Annotated in this window: 26 protein-coding genes; 12 read left to right on the top strand and 14 right to left on the bottom strand. The window is 67.9% G+C overall.

The window, feature by feature from the left end; genetic code table 11:
• Positions 1-81: 81 nt before the first annotated feature.
• Together KYX69_RS01480 and KYX69_RS01475 are read right to left on the bottom strand one after the other, a co-directional pair.
• Positions 82-549 carry a GreA/GreB family elongation factor gene (locus KYX69_RS01480; RefSeq protein WP_300492795.1) on the bottom strand — a complete coding sequence of 156 codons (468 nt, stop codon included), beginning with the start codon at positions 547-549 and terminating at the stop codon, positions 82-84.
• 10 nt (positions 550-559) lie between these two features.
• Positions 560-1,450, bottom strand: coding sequence for a neutral zinc metallopeptidase (locus tag KYX69_RS01475; protein WP_300492793.1), 891 nt, complete (start codon positions 1,448-1,450; stop codon positions 560-562).
• Positions 1,451-1,561: 111 nt separating this feature from the next.
• Between KYX69_RS01475 and KYX69_RS01470 the strand changes: the two genes are divergently transcribed.
• The 4 genes from KYX69_RS01470 to KYX69_RS01455 are packed head-to-tail and all read left to right on the top strand — an operon-like array spanning position 1,562 to position 5,479.
• Positions 1,562-2,710, top strand: coding sequence for a patatin-like phospholipase family protein (locus KYX69_RS01470; protein WP_300492790.1), 1,149 nt, complete (start codon positions 1,562-1,564; stop codon positions 2,708-2,710).
• 13 nt (positions 2,711-2,723) lie between these two features.
• Complete coding sequence (locus KYX69_RS01465) at positions 2,724-3,509, top strand: 3-hydroxybutyrate dehydrogenase (RefSeq protein ID WP_300492787.1); 786 nt, start codon at positions 2,724-2,726, stop codon at positions 3,507-3,509.
• A complete protein-coding gene (locus KYX69_RS01460; protein WP_300492784.1) occupies positions 3,506-4,129 on the top strand; it encodes a DUF4893 domain-containing protein in 624 nt (207 codons plus the stop codon). The genes KYX69_RS01465 and KYX69_RS01460 overlap by 4 nt, the downstream gene beginning before the upstream one ends.
• Positions 4,130-4,165: 36 nt before the next feature.
• Positions 4,166-5,479: an amidohydrolase gene (locus KYX69_RS01455; protein ID WP_300492782.1), complete on the top strand. Its 1,314-nt coding sequence runs from the start codon at positions 4,166-4,168 to the stop codon at positions 5,477-5,479.
• Between the two features lie 146 nt (positions 5,480-5,625).
• Here the strand turns inward: KYX69_RS01455 and KYX69_RS01450 are convergent, their stop codons facing one another.
• Positions 5,626-5,862, bottom strand: a complete 237-nt coding sequence (locus tag KYX69_RS01450) for a hypothetical protein (protein WP_300492780.1) — start codon at positions 5,860-5,862, stop codon at positions 5,626-5,628.
• Between the two features lie 126 nt (positions 5,863-5,988).
• Positions 5,989-6,735: a Bax inhibitor-1/YccA family protein gene (locus tag KYX69_RS01445; RefSeq protein ID WP_300492778.1), complete on the bottom strand. Its 747-nt coding sequence runs from the start codon at positions 6,733-6,735 to the stop codon at positions 5,989-5,991.
• A gap of 130 nt (positions 6,736-6,865) precedes the next feature.
• On the opposite strand from KYX69_RS01445, the gene thpR reads away from it, so the two are divergent.
• The gene (gene thpR / locus KYX69_RS01440) at positions 6,866-7,405 is read left to right on the top strand and encodes an RNA 2',3'-cyclic phosphodiesterase (protein WP_300492776.1); all 540 of its coding nucleotides are present in this window, start codon (positions 6,866-6,868) and stop codon (positions 7,403-7,405) included.
• Between the two features lie 9 nt (positions 7,406-7,414).
• Here the strand turns inward: thpR and KYX69_RS01435 are convergent, their stop codons facing one another.
• Together KYX69_RS01435 and KYX69_RS01430 are read right to left on the bottom strand one after the other, a co-directional pair.
• Positions 7,415-7,930 (bottom strand): superoxide dismutase family protein, encoded by a 516-nt coding sequence (locus KYX69_RS01435; RefSeq protein WP_300492774.1) that lies wholly within the window; start codon positions 7,928-7,930, stop codon positions 7,415-7,417.
• A gap of 64 nt (positions 7,931-7,994) precedes the next feature.
• The gene (locus KYX69_RS01430) at positions 7,995-8,888 is read right to left on the bottom strand and encodes a tyrosine recombinase XerC (protein WP_300492772.1); all 894 of its coding nucleotides are present in this window, start codon (positions 8,886-8,888) and stop codon (positions 7,995-7,997) included.
• Positions 8,889-9,108: 220 nt separating this feature from the next.
• Here KYX69_RS01430 and KYX69_RS01425 point away from each other — a divergent pair, with 220 nt between their 5' ends.
• From KYX69_RS01425 to gloB, 4 genes are read left to right on the top strand one after another with little or no spacing between them, the layout of a single operon-like run.
• Positions 9,109-9,831, top strand: coding sequence for an alpha/beta hydrolase (locus tag KYX69_RS01425; RefSeq protein ID WP_300492770.1), 723 nt, complete (start codon positions 9,109-9,111; stop codon positions 9,829-9,831).
• On the top strand, positions 9,828-10,586 hold the full coding sequence (locus KYX69_RS01420) for a tetratricopeptide repeat protein (protein ID WP_300492768.1): 759 nt from the start codon (positions 9,828-9,830) through the stop codon (positions 10,584-10,586). Before KYX69_RS01425 ends, KYX69_RS01420 begins: the two co-directional genes overlap by 4 nt.
• Positions 10,587-10,639: 53 nt before the next feature.
• Positions 10,640-11,104, top strand: a complete 465-nt coding sequence (locus KYX69_RS01415) for a VOC family protein (RefSeq protein ID WP_300492767.1) — start codon at positions 10,640-10,642, stop codon at positions 11,102-11,104.
• Positions 11,104-11,835 (top strand): hydroxyacylglutathione hydrolase, encoded by a 732-nt coding sequence (gene gloB / locus KYX69_RS01410; protein WP_300492766.1) that lies wholly within the window; start codon positions 11,104-11,106, stop codon positions 11,833-11,835. The genes KYX69_RS01415 and gloB overlap by 1 nt, the downstream gene beginning before the upstream one ends.
• A gap of 94 nt (positions 11,836-11,929) precedes the next feature.
• On the opposite strand, the gene KYX69_RS01405 is transcribed toward gloB, so the two are convergent.
• The 4 genes from KYX69_RS01405 to rsmI form a co-directional block, all read right to left on the bottom strand.
• Positions 11,930-12,532: a DedA family protein gene (locus tag KYX69_RS01405; protein ID WP_300492764.1), complete on the bottom strand. Its 603-nt coding sequence runs from the start codon at positions 12,530-12,532 to the stop codon at positions 11,930-11,932.
• A gap of 36 nt (positions 12,533-12,568) precedes the next feature.
• Positions 12,569-13,531 carry a glutathione synthase gene (gene gshB, locus KYX69_RS01400; protein ID WP_300492762.1) on the bottom strand — a complete coding sequence of 321 codons (963 nt, stop codon included), beginning with the start codon at positions 13,529-13,531 and terminating at the stop codon, positions 12,569-12,571.
• Positions 13,532-13,656: 125 nt separating this feature from the next.
• Positions 13,657-14,010 (bottom strand): YraN family protein, encoded by a 354-nt coding sequence (locus KYX69_RS01395; protein ID WP_300492760.1) that lies wholly within the window; start codon positions 14,008-14,010, stop codon positions 13,657-13,659.
• Positions 14,007-14,840 (bottom strand): 16S rRNA (cytidine(1402)-2'-O)-methyltransferase, encoded by an 834-nt coding sequence (rsmI, locus tag KYX69_RS01390; protein ID WP_300492759.1) that lies wholly within the window; start codon positions 14,838-14,840, stop codon positions 14,007-14,009. Before rsmI ends, KYX69_RS01395 begins: the two co-directional genes overlap by 4 nt.
• A gap of 11 nt (positions 14,841-14,851) precedes the next feature.
• Here rsmI and KYX69_RS01385 point away from each other — a divergent pair, with 11 nt between their 5' ends.
• On the top strand, positions 14,852-16,051 hold the full coding sequence (locus KYX69_RS01385) for a penicillin-binding protein activator (RefSeq protein WP_300492758.1): 1,200 nt from the start codon (positions 14,852-14,854) through the stop codon (positions 16,049-16,051).
• A 173-nt stretch (positions 16,052-16,224) separates the two neighbouring features.
• Here the strand turns inward: KYX69_RS01385 and hemW are convergent, their stop codons facing one another.
• The gene (gene hemW / locus KYX69_RS01380; RefSeq protein WP_300492756.1) at positions 16,225-17,364 is read right to left on the bottom strand and encodes a radical SAM family heme chaperone HemW; all 1,140 of its coding nucleotides are present in this window, start codon (positions 17,362-17,364) and stop codon (positions 16,225-16,227) included.
• A 39-nt stretch (positions 17,365-17,403) separates the two neighbouring features.
• On the opposite strand from hemW, the gene KYX69_RS01375 reads away from it, so the two are divergent.
• A complete protein-coding gene (locus tag KYX69_RS01375) occupies positions 17,404-17,970 on the top strand; it encodes a CAP domain-containing protein (protein ID WP_300492755.1) in 567 nt (188 codons plus the stop codon).
• A gap of 116 nt (positions 17,971-18,086) precedes the next feature.
• On the opposite strand, the gene KYX69_RS01370 is transcribed toward KYX69_RS01375, so the two are convergent.
• Positions 18,087-18,749 (bottom strand): hypothetical protein, encoded by a 663-nt coding sequence (locus KYX69_RS01370; RefSeq protein WP_300492753.1) that lies wholly within the window; start codon positions 18,747-18,749, stop codon positions 18,087-18,089.
• A gap of 89 nt (positions 18,750-18,838) precedes the next feature.
• Between KYX69_RS01370 and KYX69_RS01365 the strand changes: the two genes are divergently transcribed.
• Positions 18,839-19,327, top strand: a complete 489-nt coding sequence (locus tag KYX69_RS01365) for a DUF892 family protein (RefSeq protein WP_300492751.1) — start codon at positions 18,839-18,841, stop codon at positions 19,325-19,327.
• On the opposite strand, the gene rdgB is transcribed toward KYX69_RS01365, so the two are convergent.
• Together rdgB and rph are read right to left on the bottom strand one after the other, a co-directional pair.
• Positions 19,324-19,992 (bottom strand): RdgB/HAM1 family non-canonical purine NTP pyrophosphatase, encoded by a 669-nt coding sequence (gene rdgB / locus KYX69_RS01360; protein ID WP_300492750.1) that lies wholly within the window; start codon positions 19,990-19,992, stop codon positions 19,324-19,326. The genes KYX69_RS01365 and rdgB overlap by 4 nt on opposite strands.
• A complete protein-coding gene (rph, locus tag KYX69_RS01355; RefSeq protein WP_300492748.1) occupies positions 19,989-20,705 on the bottom strand; it encodes a ribonuclease PH in 717 nt (238 codons plus the stop codon). The genes rdgB and rph overlap by 4 nt, the downstream gene beginning before the upstream one ends.
• Between the last annotated feature and the right edge of the window lie 56 nt (positions 20,706-20,761).

Below are 20,761 nucleotides of genomic sequence, written 5' to 3'. Positions count from 1 at the left end.
CCCGTCTAGCTTTCCCGCACCCGCTTTGCAACGGGAAACGCGTCGAATTCCGCCCTCGGCGCGGTCTGCGGCGCGGCTGGTTCAGCCGGGAATCGGTTCGGCCGAGAGGATCTCGATCGCCTCGCTGCGCCCGCCGAAATCGATGCGCTCGCCCACCTCCGCGCCCAGCATTGCGGCGGCGAGCGGCGCCTGAAACGCGATACGATCCTGCGCCGGATCGGCCTCGTCAGGGCCGACAATGTCGATCGAGCGCGCGCGCCCGTTCAGGCGAAAGCCGACGCGCGATCCGATCGCGACCACATCCGGATCGGGCACCGGCGCAAGCTGCGCAGTCGTCTGGCGCGTATGCCAGTAGCGCAGCTCGCGCAGCAGTGGTGCCCGCGCCTCCTCGCTCTCCAGCCCGTCGAGCTGCGCCTCCAGGACGCGTACCTGATCGTCGATCAGCGCCAGCCCGCGCGCGGTCACCAGATTGGGACCGGCGGGGATCGGCAGTTCGAACCGGGGTTCCTTATGCTCCTCGTCGCTTTCGCGGCGGAATGCGACACTCATTCACTCATCCTCAAATCGCGCCGCTGAACGTATCGCAGGCGGCAGGGTTGCCGCTGTCCAGTCCGCGCTTCAGCCACTTCATGCGCTGCGCCGATGTGCCATGGGTAAAGCTCTCCGGCACGATTGTCCCCTGTGCCTGGCGCTGCAGCGTATCGTCGCCGATCGCTTCGGCAGCGCGCAGCCCTTCCTCGATGTCACCTGCCTCAAGCCGGTCGCGATTCTGCGCCGCCCAGACGCCAGCATAGCAATCCGCCTGCAACTCGACCCGCACCGACAGCGCATTGCCCTCGGCCTGGCTCATCCGCGACTGGCGCGCGCGCACCTGCTCCATCGTGCCGCTGACATTCTGGATATGGTGGCCAACTTCATGCGCGATCACGTAATTCTGGGCAAAGTCGCCCGCCGCACCGAATCGCGTCGACAGCTCGCGGAAGAATGCGGTGTCGAGATAGATGCCGCGATCCGCCGGGCAATAGAACGGCCCCGCTGCCGAGCTTGCCTGACCGCAGCCCGACTGCACCCCGCCTTCATAGAAATTGAGCACCGGTGCCGGATAACGCTGGCCCTGATCGGCGAAGAGCTTGGTCCAGGTCTGTTCGGTGCTGGTCATCACACGGCACGCCTGCAGCTCCTCGGGCGTGTCGCACGCCTTTTGCTGCGCCACCTGCTGCCCGCCGCTCCCGGTCGTGCTGCCGCCGCTCAGCAATGCGCCGCCACCGCCCAGCGTCATGAAGATCGCAGCGCCAATCCCGATCAGCGCGATCGTCCCGCAACCCAGCCGACTGCCCAGCAGCATCGGCAGCAGCGCGAACAGGATGTTCCCCCCGCCGCCAAAACCGCCGCCACCGCCCGAGCCCAGATCGCGGACATTGTTACTTGGATCGAGATCGTCGAGCCGCATGGCCCATCCCCCTTTTTATCGTTTCCTTCCCGCCACAATGCCCCAAGCGGCATCGCGTTGCATGAAGAATCCCGCATTGCCCTTCGCGCTGCGTTGCACCACATGTGCGCCATGGCCGATGCCGATCCGCAGCGACGCAGGAAAGAGGGACGCGACGCGACGCTCCCCCTACCCGGCTGCGTGGCGCTGGTGCTGCAGGGCGGCGGCGCGCTCGGCAGCTATCAGGCCGGGGTGATCGAGGCGCTGGCCGGCGCCGACATCGAACCCGACTGGGTCGCCGGCATCTCGATCGGCGCGATCAACGCCGCGATCGTCGCGGGCAACCCGCCCGAACGCCGGGTCGAGCGGCTCGAAGCCTTCTGGAACCGCGTCACCAGCGGCCTGCCCAGCTTCCCGATCTTCCCGCAGGATCAGGTGCGTGAGCTGGTCCATGAATGGTCCGCCGCCGCAGTGCTGATGCGGGGCGTTCCCGGCTTCTTCCACCCGCGCACCGTCCCGCCCTTCCTCGCAACCCCTGGCAGCTGCGCGGCGTTGAGCTTCTACGACACCGCCGCGCTCGCCGAGACGCTCGACGCTTTGATCGACTGGGATCTGCTCAACACCGGGCCGGTGCGCCTGTCGGTCGGCGCGGTCGAGATCGAGAGCGGCAATTTCCGCTATTTCGACACCACCACCGATCGCATCGACGCGCGCCACATCATGGCATCGGGCGCGCTGCCGCCGGGCCTGCCCCCGGTCGAGATCGACGGCAACTATTATTGGGACGGCGGCCTCGTCTCCAACACCCCGCTGATCCATGTCCTTGATCATCAGCGCAGCGCGATGCTGGTGTTTCAGGTCGACCTCTTCTCCGCCGCCGCCGCGATGCCGCACACGATCACCGATGTGATGGCGCGCGAAAAGGAAATCCGCTTCTCCAGCCGCACCCGCCAGGTCAGCGACGAACGGCTGAAGCTGCGCAAGGAGCGCGAGCTGATCCGCAAGGTGCTGGCCAAGCTGCCCGACAGCCTTGCCGACGATCCCGATGTCGCCGCGCTGCGCCAGGCGGCGGACGAACAGCCGGTCAGCCTCGTCCACCTCATTTACCGCGCCAATGCGTGGGAAGGCGGCAGCCGCGACTTCGAATTTTCCGCGCGGTCGATGCGCGAACATTGGCAGGCGGGCCGCGACGATGTCGCACGCACCATGGCCAATGCGCGCCTGATCGCCAGCAATATCGCCGACGGCCGCACCGCCGCCTTCGACCTCACCAGACGCTAATCAGGAGTATCGCATGTTCCTCAAGGGCAGATCCGCCATCGTCACCGGCTCCACATCGGGCATCGGCCTCGCCATTGCCAAGGCGCTGGCAGCCGAGGGCGCGAGCGTGATGATCAACGGGTTCGGCGACGCCGATGCGATCGAGACCGAACGCGCCGGACTGGAAGCGATCAGCGGTGCCAAGGCGCTCTACGACGCTGCCGACATGAGCAAGCCCGACGCAATCTACGCGATGGTCGAGCGCTGCCATGCCGAACTCGGCGGGCCCGACATCATCGTCAACAATGCCGGCATCCAGCATGTCGCGAAGATCGAGGAATTTCCGCCCGAAAAATGGGACGCGATCATCGCGATCAACCTGTCCTCGGCCTGGCACATGATGCGCGCAGCGGTGCCGCACATGAAGGCCGCGAAATGGGGCCGCATCATCAACACCGCCTCGGCGCATTCGCTCGTCGCAAGCCCCAACAAGTCCGCCTATGTCGCCGCCAAGCATGGCGTGGCCGGGCTGACCAAGACGATAGCGCTCGAAACCGCGACCGACGGCATCACCGTCAACTGCATCTCGCCCGGCTATGTCTGGACGCCTTTGGTCGAGAACCAGATCCCCGACACGATGAAGGCGCGCGGGATGACGCGTGAGCAGGTGATGAACGACGTCCTCCTCGCCGCACAGCCGACCAAGGAATTCGTGCTGCCCGAACAGGTCGCGGCGCTGACATTGTTCCTCTGCCGCGACGATGCGCGGTCGATCACCGGCGCGAATTACAGCATGGATGGCGGGTGGACCGCCGCATGACCCGCGCCACGCTCCTTGCTCTGCTCGCCGGAGCCGCGCTCGCGGGTTGCGCACGCGACGGCCTCAGCCTCGTCGATACCCCACCCGAAACCCGCTGGCGCGCGGTCACCACCGATCAGGATCGCAACCGCCTGCGCGACTGGCGCAAGGCATGGACCACCGCCCTGCCCGCCGCCCGCACCGCCGACAATGGCGTCATCGCGCGCGAGGGCGCATTGTTCGAGCCCGACCGGGCGATGGCAAATGCCATGCCCCCCGCCGGCGAGTATCGCTGCCGCACCTTCAAGCTCGGCGCCTATCGCCCGGGCCTGCAGACCTTCGCCGAGCGCGCGCCTGTGCGCTGTCGCGTAGGTCGCGATGGCGAGATGCCGGTCTTCGCGGTGTCGGAGGGCGAACAGCGCCCATCGGGCACGCTCTACGCCGAAACCGATGCACGCGTCATTTTCCTCGGCGCGCTCGAACTCGGCGACGAGACCAAGCCATTCCCCTACAGCCTCGACCGTAAGCGCGACATGGCCGGTTATGTCGAGCGCGTCGCGGTGGGCCGCTGGCGGCTAGTCCTGCCCTATCCCAATTTCGATTCGCAGCTCGACGTGATCGAACTGGTCCCGGCGGGTTAGCGTTGCGCAGGGCGCGGGGTGGGTTAGGGTAGCGTCATGAAGACGCTCCTCGCCACCGCCGCCGCGACGCTCGCGCTCGCCGCCCCTGCCGCCGCCGACAGCGTCCGCGACGCCACCACGCGCGAACTCCCCTCGCTGATGACGCTGTACCGCGACCTCCATGCGAACCCGGAGGTCAGCCAGGCCGAGGTGAAGACCGCCGCCAAGCTCGCCGCCGAAGCGCGCAAGGCCGGCTACACTGTCACCGAACAGGTCGGCGGGACCGGCGTGGTCGCGGTGCTGAAGAATGGCGACGGCCCGGTCGTGCTGATCCGCGCGGACATGGACGGCCTGCCGGTGACCGAGGAAACCGGCCTGCCCTTCGCGTCAAAGGTGCGCACGCGCACGCCCGAGGGGGTCGAGAGCGGCGTCATGCACGCCTGCGCGCACGATACGCACATGACCGCCTGGGTCGGCACGCTGCGCAACCTCGCGGCGATGAAGGACCAGTGGCGCGGCACCGTCGTCATGGTCGCGCAACCGGCGGAGGAAAACAGCGCCGGCGCGCTCGCGATGCTCAAGGACGGCCTCTACACCCGCTTCCCCAAGCCGACCCACGCCATCGCTTTCCACAACAGCGCCGCGCTGCCCGCCGGCGTGATCGGCGTCCGCGCCGGCCCGACCTTCGCCAGCGTCGATTCGGTCGATATCGTGGTGAAGGGCGTCGGTGGCCACGGTGCCTATCCCGCGACGACGAAGGACCCGATCGTGCTCGGCGCGCGCATCGTCTCGGCGCTGCAGACGCTGGTCGCGCGTGAGATCGATCCGCTCGATTCCGCCGTGGTCACGGTCGGCAGCTTCCAGGGCGGCACCCGCCACAACATCATCCCGGATCAGGCGCTGCTGCTGCTCACCGTCCGCGCCTATACGCCCGAAGTGCGCAAGCAGTTGCTCGACGGCATCGCGCGCATCGCCAAGGGTGAGGCGATCGCGGCGGGCGTACCGGAGGACCGCATGCCGATCGTCACGGTGCGCGAACCCTTCACCCCGCCCGCCGTCAGCGATCCCGCCTTTGCGGGCCAGCTCAAGACGCTGTTCACCGCCCGCTTCGGCGCGGCGCGCGTAACTGACATTGCCCCCACCATGGCGGGCGAGGATTTCGGCCGCTACCCGATCGCCGATCCGTCGGTGAAGAGTGTGATCTATTGGGTCGGCGGGGTCCCGCAGGACGCGTGGGACAAGGCGCAGGCCAATGGCGGCAAGGGCCTCCCCTCGCTGCACAGCCCGAAATGGGCGCCAGATGCGGAAAAGGTGATCGGCACCGCCGCCGAAGCGATGACGGCGGCGGCGCTCGATGTGATGAAACGTTAGGGGGACACCCCGTTTGCCCTGAGCCTGTCGAAGGGCGATTCCCGACAGCGGTGGCTTCGGCCCTTCGACAATGACCAGGTGAAACGTCCCCCGGACGTTTCAGCCAAAGCCGGGGGCTTTGGCGACCTGGTCATCACGGCAAACGGCTACTCCGCCCCGCCCTTCGCCTTCGCCAACTCAGCCTCCTTGTCGGCATCATAGCCAGTCGAAGGCGCCGCATGATGCGAATGGATCGGCTGCGTGCCCGAGGGCGGGTCGGACGCATCCATCGACTCATCCAGTGCGCGGTCCAGCCGCGCCTGCTTACTCTCGGGATTCTTCTCCAGCCGCTCGGTAATGCTCTCGTCGGTCCCGGCGTCGCCGCGCTTGTTATCGTCGTCCATCGTCTCTCTCCCATATGGGTGGACGATGAAAACGCGCGCCCTGCATCTCGCGTTCCGCCCCCGAAACGCAGAAGGGCCCGGCCATCGCTGGCCGGGCCCTCCCGAAATCGCCATCGGCAGCGCGGATTATTCGCGGTTGCCGATGATGCTGAGGATGAACTGGAACATGTTGATGAAGTCCAGATACAGGTTCAGCGCACCCATGATCACCGCCTTGCCGACCATGTCGGTGCCGGCGACATACTGATAGACGCTCTTGATCCGCTGCGTGTCATACGCCGTCAGACCCGCGAAGATCAGCACGCCTGCGATGCTGATGATCCAAGCCAGCGTCTCAGCCTTCAGGAAGATGTTGATGATCGACGCAACAATCAGGCCGATCAGGCCGACGATCAAGAAGCTGCCGAAGCCCGACAGGTCACGCTTGGTCGTGTAGCCATAGAGGCTGAGGCCTGCGAAACCGGCAGCGGCGGCGAAGAACGCCTGCGCGACCGACGCACCCTCATACCGCAGCAGCAGCGTCGAGAGCGACAGGCCCATCAGCACCGTGAACGCCCAGAACATGCCCTGAAGCGCGCCGGTCGAGAACTTGTTCTGACCGAAGCTCATCGCGAACACGATCGCCAGCGGCGACAGGATGATCAGCCACACCAGCGGGCCGCCATTGGCGAAGACCGAAGCGGCGATCGATTCGCTGCCGCCCCAGGCAAACATCAGCGCGACGATGCCGCTCAGCAGCACGCCCGATGCCATATAGTTGTAAACCGAAAGCATGTAGGACCGCAGCCCCGCATCATACGCGGCGCTATCCCGCGTACCTGCGGCCGTCGCGTACGGCGCGGCGGTCGTGTGGGGGTCAGACCAGTTAGCCATCTCAAACTCCTTTGCCCGGCGGTCTCTGGATATCGGCCGCCCGGATGTTACCGAATATCATGCTTTGCCGGGCGAGATTCAAGGAAAACCGGAATCGCTGTCTCTGACAAAGTGGGTTAATCGCCGGACCATGCACCGCCTGTTCGTCGCATTGCGCCCGCCGCCCCCGATTCGCGACCTGCTGATCGACCAGATGGACGGCATCGACGACGCCCGCTGGCAGGATGACGACCAGCTCCACATCACCCTGCGCTATATCGGCGAAGTCGATTCGCGCATGGCGGAGGATATTGCCACCGCGCTGTCGGCGATCCGCGCCGACCTGCCCCCGCTACGCATCGATGGCTGCGGCATGTTCGACAGCAAGGGGCATCCCAATGCGATCTGGGCCGGCGTCGCCCCGCGCGAACCGCTCGCCGCGCTCCACCGCAAGATCGACCGCGCGCTGGTGCGCATCGGGCTGGACCCGGAGCATCGCGCCTATCTGCCGTACATCACGCTGGCGCGGCTCGCGCGCTCGGCGGGGCCGGTCGATGCCTTCCTCGCCCGCAATGCCGCACTGACAAGCCCGGAGTTCAGCGTCACGCACATGGCGCTCTACGAAAGCCGCCGCGGCGCGAGCGGCTCAAGCTACGAGCCGGTCGCGCGCTATGCGCTGACCGGCCCGTAGCGCCTCGGCTTAGCCCGCCGCGAACACGCCGCACGCGATGCGGTCACCGCTATTGCCCGACGGATCGGTCTTCTGGTCGTCCGGTCCGGCATGGACCACGAACGCCGCGCCATCGGCGTCGAGCAAGCCTTCCATCGTCCCCGACCCCAGCTTGTAGGTCAGCGTGCCGGTCCCATCGGCGCGCACGATCAGATTGGGCATGTCGCCGGCATGCGCGCCCTGCGGATTTTCCAGCCCATGCTTGGTCGCGCCGGGGTTCCAGTGCCCACCGGCGGTGGTGAAGGCCGGCGCGTCGCACTTGCCGGTCATGTGCACATGCACGCCATGCGGCCCGGGGGAAATGCCGGTCACCGACACCTTCACCGACAGCCCGCCATTGGTCACCGTCGCCACCGCGCTGCCCGCGGCGCTGCCATCGGCGCGCTTGAGCTGCGCCGTCGCGCGACCGGGGTCGCTGGTGGTGGCGCCACCGCTGCACGCGGCGGTCAGGGCAAGTGCGGCAAGTGCACAACCGGTCCGGATCATCGTTTCACTCTCCTGTTCTGGAAACCCGCCACCCCAATGGGTCAGCGGGGAAAGGGTTCCGCGCTCACGCCCGCGGATGGGCGTTGCGATAGACGTCGAGCAGATGCGCAGCGTCCACAGCAGTGTAGATTTGCGTCGAACTCAGGCTGGCATGGCCGAGCAGCTCCTGCAAGGCGCGCAGATCCGCCCCGCGCCCCAGCAGATGCGTAGCAAAGCTGTGGCGCAGCGCATGCGGCGTCGTCCGCTCGGGCAGGCCCAGCTGCACCCGTGCCTTGCGCACCGCCCGCCGCACCAGCGCCGGATCGAGCGGCCCGCCCCGCGCCCCGCGAAACAGCGGCGCGCCCGGCGCGGTGCCATACGGACAAAGCCGCACATACTCCTCCACCGCCGCGCGCACCTGCGGCAACAGCGGCACGATCCGCGTCTTGTCGCGCTTGCCGGTGACCCGCAGCGTTTCGCTCAGCGGCAGCGCAGCACCAGTCAACGCCATCGCCTCCCCGATCCGCAACCCCGCGCCATAGAGCAGCAACAGCACCGCGAGGTCGCGCGCCGCGATCCACGGTTCGCGCGCCTCGTCCGCCACTTCCTCGGCCAGCGCCACCGCCTCATCGGGCGACACCGGACGCGGCACGCCCTTGCGCACGCGTGGGCCGCGCAGCCGGGGCAGCTCGGCGTCCTCCCCGCCCGCAAAGCGCAGAAACGCCCGCACCGCCGACAGCTCCCGCGCCGCGCTGGCATTGCCGATTCCGTCAATGCGCCGCTGCGCCAGATAGGCACGCAGATCCGCCGCGCTCACCTTGGCCAGCGCCGCACGATCCACCGCCCCGCCCCAATGCCCCGACAGAAAGCTGATCAGCCGCGCCGCGCTCGCCTCATACGCCCGCACCGTATGCACCGACCTCCGCCGATCCCGCGCCAGATGCGCGCCGAACAGCAGGGGAAGCGGGCGATCGTCCATTGCGGCACCCTAGCCAAGCGGGCCGCGCACGTCATGGTTCAATGCGCACCCCCTCATTCCTCCCCCGGAGGGGGAGGGGGACCGCCGAAGGCGGTGGAGGGGTAGTTTCGGCAAGCTACGTCGCGTGGGGAAAATACCCCTCCGTCACGCTTCGCGTGCCACCTCCCCCTCCGGGGGAGGAATGTCGCAAAATCTACCGATACCCCCTAAGACCCCTCCCATGATCAACGCCAACGGCCACCGCCTCGCCTATCACCACAGCCCCGGCACCGGTCCGACGATCGTGTTCCTCCCCGGCTATGCCTCCGACATGAGCGGGAGCAAGGCGGTCGCACTCGAAGCCTGGGCACAATCCACCGGCCGCGCCTTTCTGCGCTTCGACTATGCCGGCTGCGGCGAGAGCGAGGGCGCGTTCGCGGATCAGACGCTGGCCGGCTGGCGCGACGACGTGCTGCTGCTGATCGACCGCCTGATCGAAGGACCCGTCATCCTCGTCGGATCGTCGATGGGCGGGTGGATCATGCTGCTGGTGGCCCAGGCCCGGCCCGATCGCGTCGCCGCCCTGGTCGGCATCGCCGCCGCCCCCGACTTCACCGACTGGGGCTTCACAGAGGCGCAGAAGATGACGCTGCTCAACGAAGGCCGCCTCGAACAGCCGTCCGACTATTCGCCCGAACCCACCGTCACCACCCGTGCCTTCTGGTCCTCGGGCGAAGCCAACCGGCTGATGCATGGCCCCATCGACCTGTCCATCCCCACCCGGCTGATCCACGGCCAGCGCGACCCCGATGTGCCGTGGGAGCGCAGCGTCACCCTCGCCGGCCTGCTCCGTTCAGACGATGTGCAGACACTTCTCGTCAAGGACGGCGACCACCGCCTGTCGCGCTCGCAGGACATCGCCCTGATCCTGCGCACCCTTGAGGATCTCGTCCCCACGCCATGATGCTCCTGCTCCTCGCCGCCGCCGCCCAGAGTGTCACGCCGCCCTCCCCCGTCGGCCCGCCGTCGCCCGAGGAACAGCGCTGGGAACGCTGCGTCGAGCTTGCGGTCGACGAACCCGCCGCCGGAATTGCCGAGGCCAATCGCTGGCGCATGGCGGGCGGGCGCTTCTTCGCCGAACAATGCCGCGGCATGGCCTATGCCCGGCAGCAGCGCTGGGTCAGCGCGGGCGGCGCCTTCGAAACGGCGGCACGCGAAGCCGAAGTCGCGCGCGACCGCCGCGCGTCCAAATATTGGGCACAGGCCGGCAATGCCTGGCTTGCCGCCGGGGAGGCCGCAAAGGCACGCTCAGCGCTCGACGCCGCGCTCGCCACCGGCACGCTGAAGGGGCTGGAGCTCGGCGAGGCGCATCTCGACCGCGCCCGAGCGCTGGTCGCATCGGGCGACCTCGCCGGCGCGCGCGGCGACCTGGACAAGGCGCTGATCCACGCGGCGAAGGACCCCATGGCGTGGCTGCTCTCCGCCAACCTCGCACGCCGCACCGGCAACATCCCGCTCGCCCGCGAACACATCGCCCGCGCGCTCGAAAAGGCCGGCGACGACGCCTCGGTCCAGCTCGAAGCCGGCAACATCGCCGCCGTCGCGCGCGACGAAGCCGGGGCCAGAGCCGCCTGGACCCGCGCCGCGCAGATCTCCCCCGACGGTCCGATCGGCGCCTCCGCCCGCGCCGCGCTTAAACAATTCGAGGGTGGGGAATAGAAACCGCCACCATCTTTCCTATCTCTGGCCAAAACCAGCGACAGGGACTCCCGATGCACTATCTCCACACCATGATCCGGGTGACCGACCCGGACGCCTCGATCCGCTTCTTCGAACTGCTCGGCCTCAAGGAAACCCGGCGGATGGAGAGCGAAAAGGGTCGCTTCACGCTGATCTTCCTCGCCGCCCCCGGCGACATCGCGGCGGAAACGTCCGAGCGCGATGGCCGCCCGCGTGCCGAGGTGGAACTCACCTATAACTGGCCGCCCGAGGATGGCAGCGCGCCCGAGGTCTACACCGGCGGCCGCAATTTCGGCCATCTCGCCTATCGCGTCGAGAATATCTACGAAACCTGCCAGCGGCTGATGGACGCCGGCGTGACGATCAACCGTCCGCCCCGCGACGGCCATATGGCGTTCGTGCGCAGCCCGGACGGCATCTCGGTCGAACTGCTGCAGGACGGCCATCTCGAACCCGCCGAACCCTGGGCGTCGATGCCCAACACCGGGGCCTGGTAATGGCAATCGAGGTCGTCCGAATCCCCGCGCTCAGCGACAATTACATCTGGCTCGCGCATGACGCCGCGTCGGGGGAGACGATCGTCGTCGACCCCGCCGCAGCGGAACCCGTGCTGGAGGCCGCCGCAGCGCGCGGCTGGACGATCTCGGCGATCTGGAACACCCACTGGCACCCCGACCACACCGGCGGAAATGCCGCGATCAAGGCCGCGACCGGCTGCACCATCACCGCCCCGGCCGCAGAGGCCGCAAAGATCCCGACCGCCGACCGGCTGGTGGCCGAAGGCGACACGGTCATGCTCGGCGACTTCGCGGCGCGGGTGATCGACGTCCCCGCCCACACCGCCGGCCATATCGCGTACCACCTCCCCGAGGCCGAGATCGTCTTCGTCGGCGATACGCTGTTCGCGATGGGCTGCGGCCGGTTGTTCGAAGGGACGGCGGCGCAGATGTTCGCGAACATGCAGCGCCTCGCCGCGCTTCCCGGCGAAACCACCGTCTATTGCGCGCACGAATATACCCAGTCGAACGGCCGCTACGCGCTGGTCGCTGAGCCGGATAACGCCGCACTGGTCGCACGGATGGCCGAGGTCGATGCGATGCGCGCGCAGGGCTTGCCGACCGTGCCGACCACCATCGCACTCGAACGCGCCACCAACCCCTTCATGCGCGCCGCGTCAGCCGAGGAACTGGCCGAACGCCGCGCGGCGAAGGACAGCTTCCGGGGTTAACCCACCCGCCGTTTGCCCTGAGCTTGTCGAAGGGCCGAAGCCACCGCTGTCGAGCAAAGCCCTTCGACAGGCTCAGGGCAAACGGAGGTGGGCATTACCTAACCCGCTTGTTCCACGTCACCACGCGATAGGCCCACACCACCACCACCGCAGCCGTCGTGAGAATTGCGACCGGCCCGACATAGACCTGCAGCTCCTCGAACCGCGACCCAAGCAACAGCCCAGCATAGGCCAGCACCGCATTCCAGATCGCGCTCCCGACGAACGTCGCCAGCAGGAAGCGCGGCATCCCCATCTTCGCCATGCCCGCAGGCAGCGAGATCATTGTGCGGAACGTCGGCAGGAAGCGGAAGAAGAACACCACCCACAGCCCGTGCCGGTTGAAGAAGCGGTTGAGCTGCTCGACCTCGTCCCAGGTCAGCGTCAGCCAGCGCCCATAGCGATCGACGAACGGCTTCAGCCGCGCGATCCCGATCCAGCGCCCGATGCCGTACCACACCATATTGCCCGCCGTCGTGCCAAGCGTCGCGACGATCAACAGCGGGGTCATGTCCATGTCGCCGCGCGCCACCGCCATCCCGCCAAAGCCCATGATCACCTCCGACGGAATCGGCGGAAACACATTCTCCAGCGTCATCAGGATGAAAATCCCGACATATCCGCCCCAGGCGATCAGGTTCAGAATGAATTCGGTCATAAGGGACGCCAAACGCTAATCAGGGAAAAAAAGGGATCAGCCGCGCGCAGCGACGCGGCGCTCGATCGCATCCCAGATCATGGCGGCGGTGTCGGTCCCGTTGAACCGGTCGATCGCGACGATGCCGGTCGGCGACGTCACGTTAATCTCGGTCAGCCACTCGCCGCCGATCACGTCGATCCCGACAAAGATCAGCCCGCGCCGCTTGAGCTCCGGCCCCAAAGCCGCGCAAATCTCGGCTTCCTTGGCGGTCAGCTCGGTCTTCGCCGCGGTCCCGCCGACCGCCAGGTTCGACCGGATCTCGCCCTCGCCCGGCACGCGATTGACCGCGCCCGCCACCTCGCCATCGACCAGCACGATGCGCTTGTCGCCCTTCGCCACATCGGGAAGGAACGCCTGCACCATGTGCGGCTCGCGGTACGCGGTGTTGAACACCTCGATCAGCGACGACAGGTTCGCACCATTACCGTCGATCTTGAAGATCGCCTTGCCGCCATTGCCGTGCAGCGGCTTGACCACGATCGCGCCGTGCTTAGCCAGGAACGCCTTCGCCTCGTCATAGTCGCGCGTGATCAGCGTCGGCGGCATGAAGCGCGCATAATCGAGCACCCATACCTTCTCGGGCGCATTGCGCACGCTGGCCGGATCGTTGACCACCAATGTCCGGTCGGCGATCCGCTCGAGCAGATGCGTCGCGGTGATATAGCCCAGGTCGAACGGCGGATCCTGCCGCATCAGCACCACGTCAGCCTCGTCGCCCAGATTCAGGCTGACCGGATCGCCAAAGCTGAAATGATCGCCCGCGACTCGCTGCACCGTCACCGGATGCGCCTTCGCCCACACCCGCCCATCGGCATAGTTCAGCGCCTCGGGCGCATAATGGAACAGCCGATGCCCGCGCACCTGCGCCGACAGCATCAGCGCAAAGGTCGAATCGCCCGCGATGTTGATCGAATCGAGCGGGTCCATCTGCACGGCGACGGTCAATTGTCGGGTCACGAACCACACCTCCGTTCGCCCTGAGCTTGTCGAAGGGCAGGTTTTCTTGAGCGCCCCGGTAAAATAAAGGACGACGCTTCGACAAGCTCAGCGTGAGCGGGAGATGGGAACGACATGAGGGTTTGTCACCCAATCCACGCATTCTCGATATGCCGCGGCCGCACGCCCGGCGCGAGCAACAGGACATCGACCCGGATATCCTCGCCGTTCGCGGCAAAACGCGGCATCAGATATTCCGCCGCCGCCGCAACCCGCGCCAGCCGCCGCTCGTCGATGGCAAAGTCCAGCTCCGCCGCAGACTTGCGCGCCTTGACCTCGACAAACGCCACCAGCTTGCCGCGCTTCGCCACCAGATCGACCTCCCCCGCCGGCGTCCGCACCCGCCGATCCAGAATCCGCCACCCGCGCAGCCGCAAATACCACGCCGCCCGCGTCTCCCCATCGCGGCCGGACTGTTCGGCGGCGCGGCGGTCCCTCACCCCTTGAGTTCCATCGCCCGCGCGTACAGCGCCTTGCGGTCCAGCCCCAGCCGCTTGGCCACCTCGCCCGCCGCCTTCGACACTGGCAGCCGCGTCAGCGCCTCGGCCAGCGCCGCATCGGCATCCTCGGCGCTCGCCGGCGCCGCCTCGCCCGGCGGGGCGACCACCACGACGATCTCGCCCTTCGGCCCGCCCTCGGCATAGCGCGCCGACAGCTCGGTCAGCGACCCCGTCACGCATTCCTCGAACTTCTTGGTGATCTCGCGCGCCACCGCCGCCTCGCGATCCCCCAGCCCCTCGGCCAGCGCCGCCAGCGCCGCCGACAACCGCGGCCCGCTTTCGTAGAAGACCAGAGTCGCGCGCACCCCCGCCACTTCGGCAATCGCCTCGGCCCGCGCCTGCTGCTTGCTCGGCAAAAATCCCATGAACAAAAACCGGTCGGTCGGCAGCCCGGCCAGCGTCAGCGCCGCGATCCCCGCACACGGCCCGGGAATCGTCACCACCGCATGCCCCGCCGCGCGCGCATCGCGCACCAGCTTGTAGCCCGGGTCGGAAATCAGCGGCGTCCCCGCGTCCGACACCAAAGCCACCGCCTGCGTCGCCATCCGCGCCACGAGGCCGGGCCGCACCGCCTCCGCATTATGGTCGTGATACGGCGTCATCGGCCGCTTTGCGCCCAGGTGGCGGAACAGCCCCGCTGTCACACGCGAGTCCTCAACCGCAACCACATCGGCGTTCAGGAGTATTTCAGACGCACGCGGGGAAAGATCGCCGAGATTGCCGATCGGCGTCGCGACGATGTAGAGGCCGGGCTCGAGAACAGAAGTCATTGGGGAACGTCATGGCAGAGGCAGCAGCGAAACGCCAACCGGGCATGTCGCGGATCATTCGGGGAATCGTCATCGGCGCCGCGCTTGCGCTGTCCGCCTGCGTCCGCCCCTCGGCCCCGCCGCCCGAGCCGGTGCGCCCCGGCCCGACCCAGCCGGTCCGCCCGACCACCCCGCCCCCGGTCCGCCCGGGCCTGCCCGAAGCGGATACGGAGCGGCACCGCGTCGCCCTGCTCGTGCCGCTGTCGGGCACCAATGCCGGGATCGGCCGCAGCCTCGCCAACGCGACGCAACTCGCGATCCTCGATCTCAAGGCGGACAATGTCCGCATCACCACCTATGACACCGCGCTCGGCGCGACTGCCGCCGTGACCCGCGCGCTGGCAGATGGCAACAAGCTGATCCTGGGGCCGTTGCTTGCCGAAGACGCCCGCGCCATCGCCCCGCTCGCGCGCCGCGCCGGAGTGCCGGTGCTCAGCTTCTCGAACGACACCGGCGTCGCCGGCAACGGCACCTATGTGATGGGCTATACCCCCGCCCAGTCGATCGAGCGCGTGGTCGATTATGCGCGCCGCAGCGGCGTCACCGAATTCGCCGGGCTGATGCCGACCGGCCTCTATGGCGACCGCGCCAGCACCGCCTTCCTCCGCGCGGTCGAGGGTGCGGGCGGCAAGGTCACCGCGCTCGAAACCTATAATCGCGGCGCGCCCGCGATGAACGCGGCAATCGCCCGCCTCGCCCGCTCGCCGTTCCAGGCAGTGCTGATCGCCGACAGCGCGAGCGGCGCAGTCACCGCCGTCCCCGGCATCCGCCGCGCCAACGCCAATGCGAAGGTGCTCGGCACCGAATTGTGGAACAGCGATTCGGCCGTTGGCGGCATGACCGCGCTCAACGGTAGCTGGTTCGCAAGCGTGTCGGACACGCTCTACCGCACCTATGCCAACAAGTATCGCGCCCGCTTTGGCGCCGCGCCCTATCGCCTCTCGACGCTCGGCTATGATGCAGTGCTGCTCACCGTGCGGATCGCGCGCGACTGGCGCCCGGGCGACAATTTCCCAACCGGTCGCCTCAGCGACGAAGGCGGGTTCGGCGGCATCGACGGAGCCTTCCGCTTCGGCCGCGACGGCGTCGCCGAACGCGCGCTGGAGGTGCAGGAAATCCGCGGTGGCACCACCGTGACGGTGTCGCCTGCGCCGCAGGGGTTCGGACGGTAAGCGCAATTCCTCCCCCAGCTTGCTGGGGGAGGGGGACCGCCCGCGTAGCGGGTGGTGGAGGGGCGGCCGCGCAGGCGGCCGTTAGACAGCTCGGCAAAACACCGCCGCTTGCAGCGGCGGCCCCTCCGTCAGCACTGCGTGCTGCCACCTCCCCTGCGGCGCAGGGGAGGAATTTAGCGGACCACCTCCCGCAAGATCCCCTCTAGCACCGGCATCCCGGCGGCGGTAACCCGCAGCCGATCGCCTTCGCGCACGATCAACCCGTGCCCCGCGAGCCGCTCCACAGCGGGAAGATCGACATACTCCACCCCGATCCGCCCCAGATCGACCCCCTCGGCCAGCCTTAGCCCCATCACCAGCGCCTCGGTCGCGCGCTCGGTGGCGGCCAACACAACCTCTTCCTGCACCCCATGCCCGTTGCGCGTGACGGCGTTCAGCCAGTTCTCCGGTTTCTTGTGTCGCACCGTCGCGCACCCGCCGCGCCGCCCATGCGCGCCCGGCCCAACCCCGGCATAATCGGTGTAGCGCCAATAGCTCAGATTATGCCGGCTCTCCGCCCCCGGCCGCGCATGGTTCGACACTTCGTACAGCGGCAGCCCCGCCGCGCCGGTCAGCGCCTGCGTGACATCCCACAGATCCGCCGCCGCATCCGCATCCGGGATCACCAGATCACCCTTCGCCGCCAGCGTCGCAAAGCGCGTCCCCGGCTCGATCGTCAGCTGATACAGCGACAGATGTTCGGTCCCGAAGCTCAGCGCGCGGGCCAGCTCCGCCTCCCAATCCGCCACCGATTGCCCCGGCCGCGCATAGATCAGGTCAAAGCTCACCCGCCCGAAAAGCCGCTGCGCCGTCGCCAGCGCCCCCAGCCCCTCGGCCACGCCATGCGCCCGCCCCAGAAACGCCAACGCATCACCGTCGAGCGCCTGCAACCCCAGCGACACGCGATTGACCCCCGCCGCCGCCAGATCGGCGAAGCGCGCCGCCTCGACCGATGACGGATTGGCCTCCAGCGTCACTTCCAGATCGCCCTGCGGCGACCACGCCGCCACCGCCGCGTCGATCACCGCTGCCACCGTTTCGGGCGGCATCAGCGACGGCGTGCCGCCCCCGAAAAAGATCGACCCCAGCCGCCGCCCGGGCAGCAGCGCCGCCTCATAACCCAGGTCGGCGAGCAGCGCATTGCGCCACGCATCCTGGTCCACCACCTCGCGGACATGGCTGTTGAAATCGCAATAGGGGCATTTGGACACGCAGAACGGCCAGTGGACGTAAAGCGCCAGCGGAGCCGCAGCATTCGGTTCGGAACCATTCATGTTGCGCGCGCTATGCGCGGAAACGAGGTTTTCCGAAAGATGCTGCTCCTCCCCCTCCTGCTCCTCGCCGCCTGCTTGCCCCCGGGCGCGCCGCCGCAGAACGAAGCGCCGAGGCAGTTCGTCGAGCGCCGCGAGTCGCTCGAACCCGCCCCGCGCGGCGCCGAACGCCTCCGCACCGCGATGCTCGACGCGCACAACGCCGCCCGCGCCGCGGTGAAGGTGCCGCCGCTGACCTGGGACGAAGCCCTCGCCCGCGATGCCGCCAGCTACGCCCGCGACCTCGCCCGCAGCGGCAAGTTCGAGCACGCCAAACAACCGCGCGGCCCGGCGGCACAGGGCGAAAATCTCTGGAAAGGCACCCGAAGCGCCTATCGCTACGAAGAAATGGCCGGTCATTGGGTCGCGGAGAAGCGCGACTATCTCAACCGCCCGATCCCGAACATCAGCGCCACCGGTCGCTTCGTCGATGCCGGTCACTATGCCCAGATCATCTGGTCGCGCACCACCCGCGTCGGTTGCGCCCTCGCCAGCAACGCGCGCGAGGATGTTTTGGTCTGCCGCTATTCCCCGGCAGGCAATGTGATGGGACAGGTGGCGTTGCCGTAGTGGGGTCGGGGATGGGACAATCCAACCACCGTTTGCCCTGAGCTTGTCGAAGGGCGATCCCAGACAGCGGTGGCTTCGGCCCTTCGACAAGCTCAGGGCAAACGGATCGGGGGAGTTCAATCCCGCCCCGCCCGCGCCCTCAACCGCGCCACCCGCGCAAACGAAGCCTCCTCGCGCCCGAACATCTGTACTTTCGACGTCCGCCCCGCCGCCTCATCCGCCTCCAGCCGCCGCTCCAGCTTGCGGACGCCGAAACTGCCTTTCATGCAGCACACGCACCCGCACGGCGCCGTCCCGTTCGCGCCGGGCATGTAGCGCCAGCCCGTAACCTGCGGCAGCATCTTGAAGCGCAGGATTTCGCTCCGCGCGATCGGACGCGCAATCGTCACCTGAAACCCCTCGGGCGAAGACGGCAGCGCCCGCCCGCGCTGCACTGCCTTCGACGCCTTGTCCGCCGCCCGGGCCGCAGCCGGGTCGCGCTGCTCGGCGGCGAGCATCAGCGCAACCGCCTCGGCTGCGCGCATCGTCACCGGGGTGCCGTTATAGTGCGACACCTCGACCATCTCGTCATCGGGGATGCGGAAATAGACCCCCGCGATCGTCCCCCCGCCCATCCGCCGCAACTCGCGCAGCCATTGATGCGCGATGTTGAACTCCCGCGTCACCGGCAACGCATAAATGCGGTCGGGCCGCCATCCGTCCCGCTTCACGAAGGCGATCCCCCCGCGCCGGATGCCGGGCAGGTTGCGATGGCTGGTCAAATGGACGAATGTGGCCATGCCCCCTGCGTATCGTGCGCAGGTCCCACCCGCCAGCATTTGACCGATTTTGTTAGGGACCGCACAGGGCCGTCAGACGTTCTGCGACCATGGCTGACACCGATACACCACGCGCGTTACTGATCGTCGCGCTCCAGGATTTGTATGATGCCGAACTGGCATGGATCGAACGGTCGGCAGAGTTGCAACGTAACGCATCCTACCGGATCGGCACCTATCTCGCCGAAGAGGCGCGCGCCGCACAGGCGCAAGCCGGGCGACTGACGTCCGCAATCACAGCCCTGGATGGCGAGGTCGAGGGTCCACCCAATATCTGGCTGCGCGCGATCCTCGACGATGCTGCGCGCGACGCCGACACGATCGCCCCGGGCCCGCTGCGCGACACGGCTTTGGTCGGCGCGTTCCGCAAGGGAAAGCAGGCCGAACGGGTCAGCTATGAAACCGCGATCGGCCTAGCCCGGCGCATGAATCAGGACGAACTGGTCCGCACGCTGACCGTCTCGCGTGACGAGGAGGCGCGCACCGATGCCGCCCTCGTCCTCCTGCTCGACACGGTCCTGCGCGACCTGGTGGTTTAAAACACCGCCGCCACCAGTTGCGCGAAGGCATCGGCGCGGTGGCTCATCGCGTGCTTCGCCGCCGGGTTCATCTCGCCAAAGCTGCGCTCATGGCCTTCAGGCACGAACATCGGGTCATAGCCAAAGCCCTTGTCCCCGCGCGGCGGCCAGATCAGCGTGCCATCGACGCGCCCTTCGAACCATTCGACATGCCCATCAGGCCAGGCGAGCGCCAGCGCGCACACGAAATGCGCCGCGCGCGACGTCCCTTCGGGCAATGCCTCCAGCTTGGCGTTCACCCGCCGCATCGCCAGATCGAAATCGCGGCCCTCGCCGGTCACCGGCTCGATGCCATCAATCCCCGGATCGGCCATGCCCCAGCGCGCCGAGAAAATCCCCGGATCGCCGCCCAGCGCCTCGACGCACAGCCCGCTGTCATCGGCCAGCGCGGGCAACCCCGACAGGTCCGCCGCCTGCATCGCCTTCAGCTCGGCATTGGCGACGAAGGTCGTGCCGGTCTCCTCCGGCTCGGGCAGGTCCAGCGACGCCGCGCTGATCGGTTCGATGCCATAGGGGGCGAGCAGGTCGCGAATCTCGCGCACCTTGCCCTCATTATGGCTGGCGATGACCAGCTTGCCCGGCTGGAGCTTGCGGATCGCCTGCGGGACGTCGCCTTCCCCGCTCACCGTCCCACGGCCTTCAACTGAGCCGCGAAAATCTCGCCGCAGCCGATCCGGGCGAGGCGCAGCAGCCGCAGCAGCCCTTCCTCGTCATAGGTCGCGCCCTCGGCGGTCGCCTGCGCCTCGGCGATCTTGCCGTCCGCCAGCAGCACGAAGTTCGCATCCGCATCCGCCGCGCTGTCCTCGTCATAGTCGAGGTCGAGCACCGGATTGCCCTGATAGATGCCGCACGACACCGCCGCGACCTGCTGCAGGATCGGATCGCCGGTCAGCTTGCCCTGCGCGATCAGCTTGTCGACCGCCAGCCGCAGCGCGACCCACGCCCCGCTGATCGCCGCCGTGCGCGTGCCGCCATCGGCCTGGATCACGTCGCAATCCAGCGTGATCTGCCGCTCGCCCAGCGCCTTAAGGTCGGTCACCGCGCGCAAGGATCGCCCGATCAGCCGCTGGATCTCCTGCGTCCGCCCCGACTGCTTGCCCTTCGCCGCTTCGCGATTGCCACGGGTATGCGTCGCGCGGGGCAGCATGCCATATTCGGCCGTGACCCAGCCCTCGCCCTTGCCGCGCAGCCATGGCGGCAACCGCTCTTCGACGCTCGCGGTCACCAGCACCTTGGTATTGCCAAAGCTCACCAGCACCGAACCCTCGGCATGGATGGTGAAGTTCGGTTCGATGCTGATCGCACGCATCTGATCGGGGGCGCGGCCGCTGGGGCGCATAGAATAGTCTCCAAGGTTCGTTTCGCTGCGGACCTAGACGCACGGGAACCAACGCG

The sequence above is a fragment of the Sphingomonas sp. genome (genome assembly GCF_030145815.1).
Classification (GTDB): domain Bacteria; phylum Pseudomonadota; class Alphaproteobacteria; order Sphingomonadales; family Sphingomonadaceae; genus Sphingomonas.
The sequence above is the reverse complement of the archived record's forward strand: the minus strand, read 5'-3'. Positions and strand labels throughout refer to the sequence as shown.

Excerpts from the sequence above, each read along its gene's own strand:
- KYX69_RS01480 (WP_300492795.1), bottom strand. The coding sequence starts at position 549 with ATGAGTGTCGCATTCCGCCGCGAAAGCGACGAGGAGCATAAGGAACCC.
- KYX69_RS01475 (WP_300492793.1), bottom strand. The coding sequence starts at position 1,450 with ATGCGGCTCGACGATCTCGATCCAAGTAACAATGTCCGCGATCTGGGC.
- KYX69_RS01470 (WP_300492790.1), top strand. The coding sequence starts at position 1,562 with ATGGCCGATGCCGATCCGCAGCGACGCAGGAAAGAGGGACGCGACGCG.
- KYX69_RS01465 (WP_300492787.1), top strand. The coding sequence starts at position 2,724 with ATGTTCCTCAAGGGCAGATCCGCCATCGTCACCGGCTCCACATCGGGC.
- KYX69_RS01460 (WP_300492784.1), top strand. The coding sequence starts at position 3,506 with ATGACCCGCGCCACGCTCCTTGCTCTGCTCGCCGGAGCCGCGCTCGCG.
- KYX69_RS01455 (WP_300492782.1), top strand. The coding sequence starts at position 4,166 with ATGAAGACGCTCCTCGCCACCGCCGCCGCGACGCTCGCGCTCGCCGCC.
- KYX69_RS01450 (WP_300492780.1), bottom strand. The coding sequence starts at position 5,862 with ATGGACGACGATAACAAGCGCGGCGACGCCGGGACCGACGAGAGCATT.
- KYX69_RS01445 (WP_300492778.1), bottom strand. The coding sequence starts at position 6,735 with ATGGCTAACTGGTCTGACCCCCACACGACCGCCGCGCCGTACGCGACG.
- thpR (WP_300492776.1), top strand. The coding sequence starts at position 6,866 with ATGCACCGCCTGTTCGTCGCATTGCGCCCGCCGCCCCCGATTCGCGAC.
- KYX69_RS01435 (WP_300492774.1), bottom strand. The coding sequence starts at position 7,930 with ATGATCCGGACCGGTTGTGCACTTGCCGCACTTGCCCTGACCGCCGCG.
- KYX69_RS01430 (WP_300492772.1), bottom strand. The coding sequence starts at position 8,888 with ATGGACGATCGCCCGCTTCCCCTGCTGTTCGGCGCGCATCTGGCGCGG.
- KYX69_RS01425 (WP_300492770.1), top strand. The coding sequence starts at position 9,109 with ATGATCAACGCCAACGGCCACCGCCTCGCCTATCACCACAGCCCCGGC.
- KYX69_RS01420 (WP_300492768.1), top strand. The coding sequence starts at position 9,828 with ATGATGCTCCTGCTCCTCGCCGCCGCCGCCCAGAGTGTCACGCCGCCC.
- KYX69_RS01415 (WP_300492767.1), top strand. The coding sequence starts at position 10,640 with ATGCACTATCTCCACACCATGATCCGGGTGACCGACCCGGACGCCTCG.
- gloB (WP_300492766.1), top strand. The coding sequence starts at position 11,104 with ATGGCAATCGAGGTCGTCCGAATCCCCGCGCTCAGCGACAATTACATC.
- KYX69_RS01405 (WP_300492764.1), bottom strand. The coding sequence starts at position 12,532 with ATGACCGAATTCATTCTGAACCTGATCGCCTGGGGCGGATATGTCGGG.
- rsmI (WP_300492759.1), bottom strand. The coding sequence starts at position 14,840 with ATGACTTCTGTTCTCGAGCCCGGCCTCTACATCGTCGCGACGCCGATC.
- KYX69_RS01385 (WP_300492758.1), top strand. The coding sequence starts at position 14,852 with ATGGCAGAGGCAGCAGCGAAACGCCAACCGGGCATGTCGCGGATCATT.
- hemW (WP_300492756.1), bottom strand. The coding sequence starts at position 17,364 with ATGAATGGTTCCGAACCGAATGCTGCGGCTCCGCTGGCGCTTTACGTC.
- KYX69_RS01375 (WP_300492755.1), top strand. The coding sequence starts at position 17,404 with ATGCTGCTCCTCCCCCTCCTGCTCCTCGCCGCCTGCTTGCCCCCGGGC.
- KYX69_RS01370 (WP_300492753.1), bottom strand. The coding sequence starts at position 18,749 with ATGGCCACATTCGTCCATTTGACCAGCCATCGCAACCTGCCCGGCATC.
- KYX69_RS01365 (WP_300492751.1), top strand. The coding sequence starts at position 18,839 with ATGGCTGACACCGATACACCACGCGCGTTACTGATCGTCGCGCTCCAG.
- rph (WP_300492748.1), bottom strand. The coding sequence starts at position 20,705 with ATGCGCCCCAGCGGCCGCGCCCCCGATCAGATGCGTGCGATCAGCATC.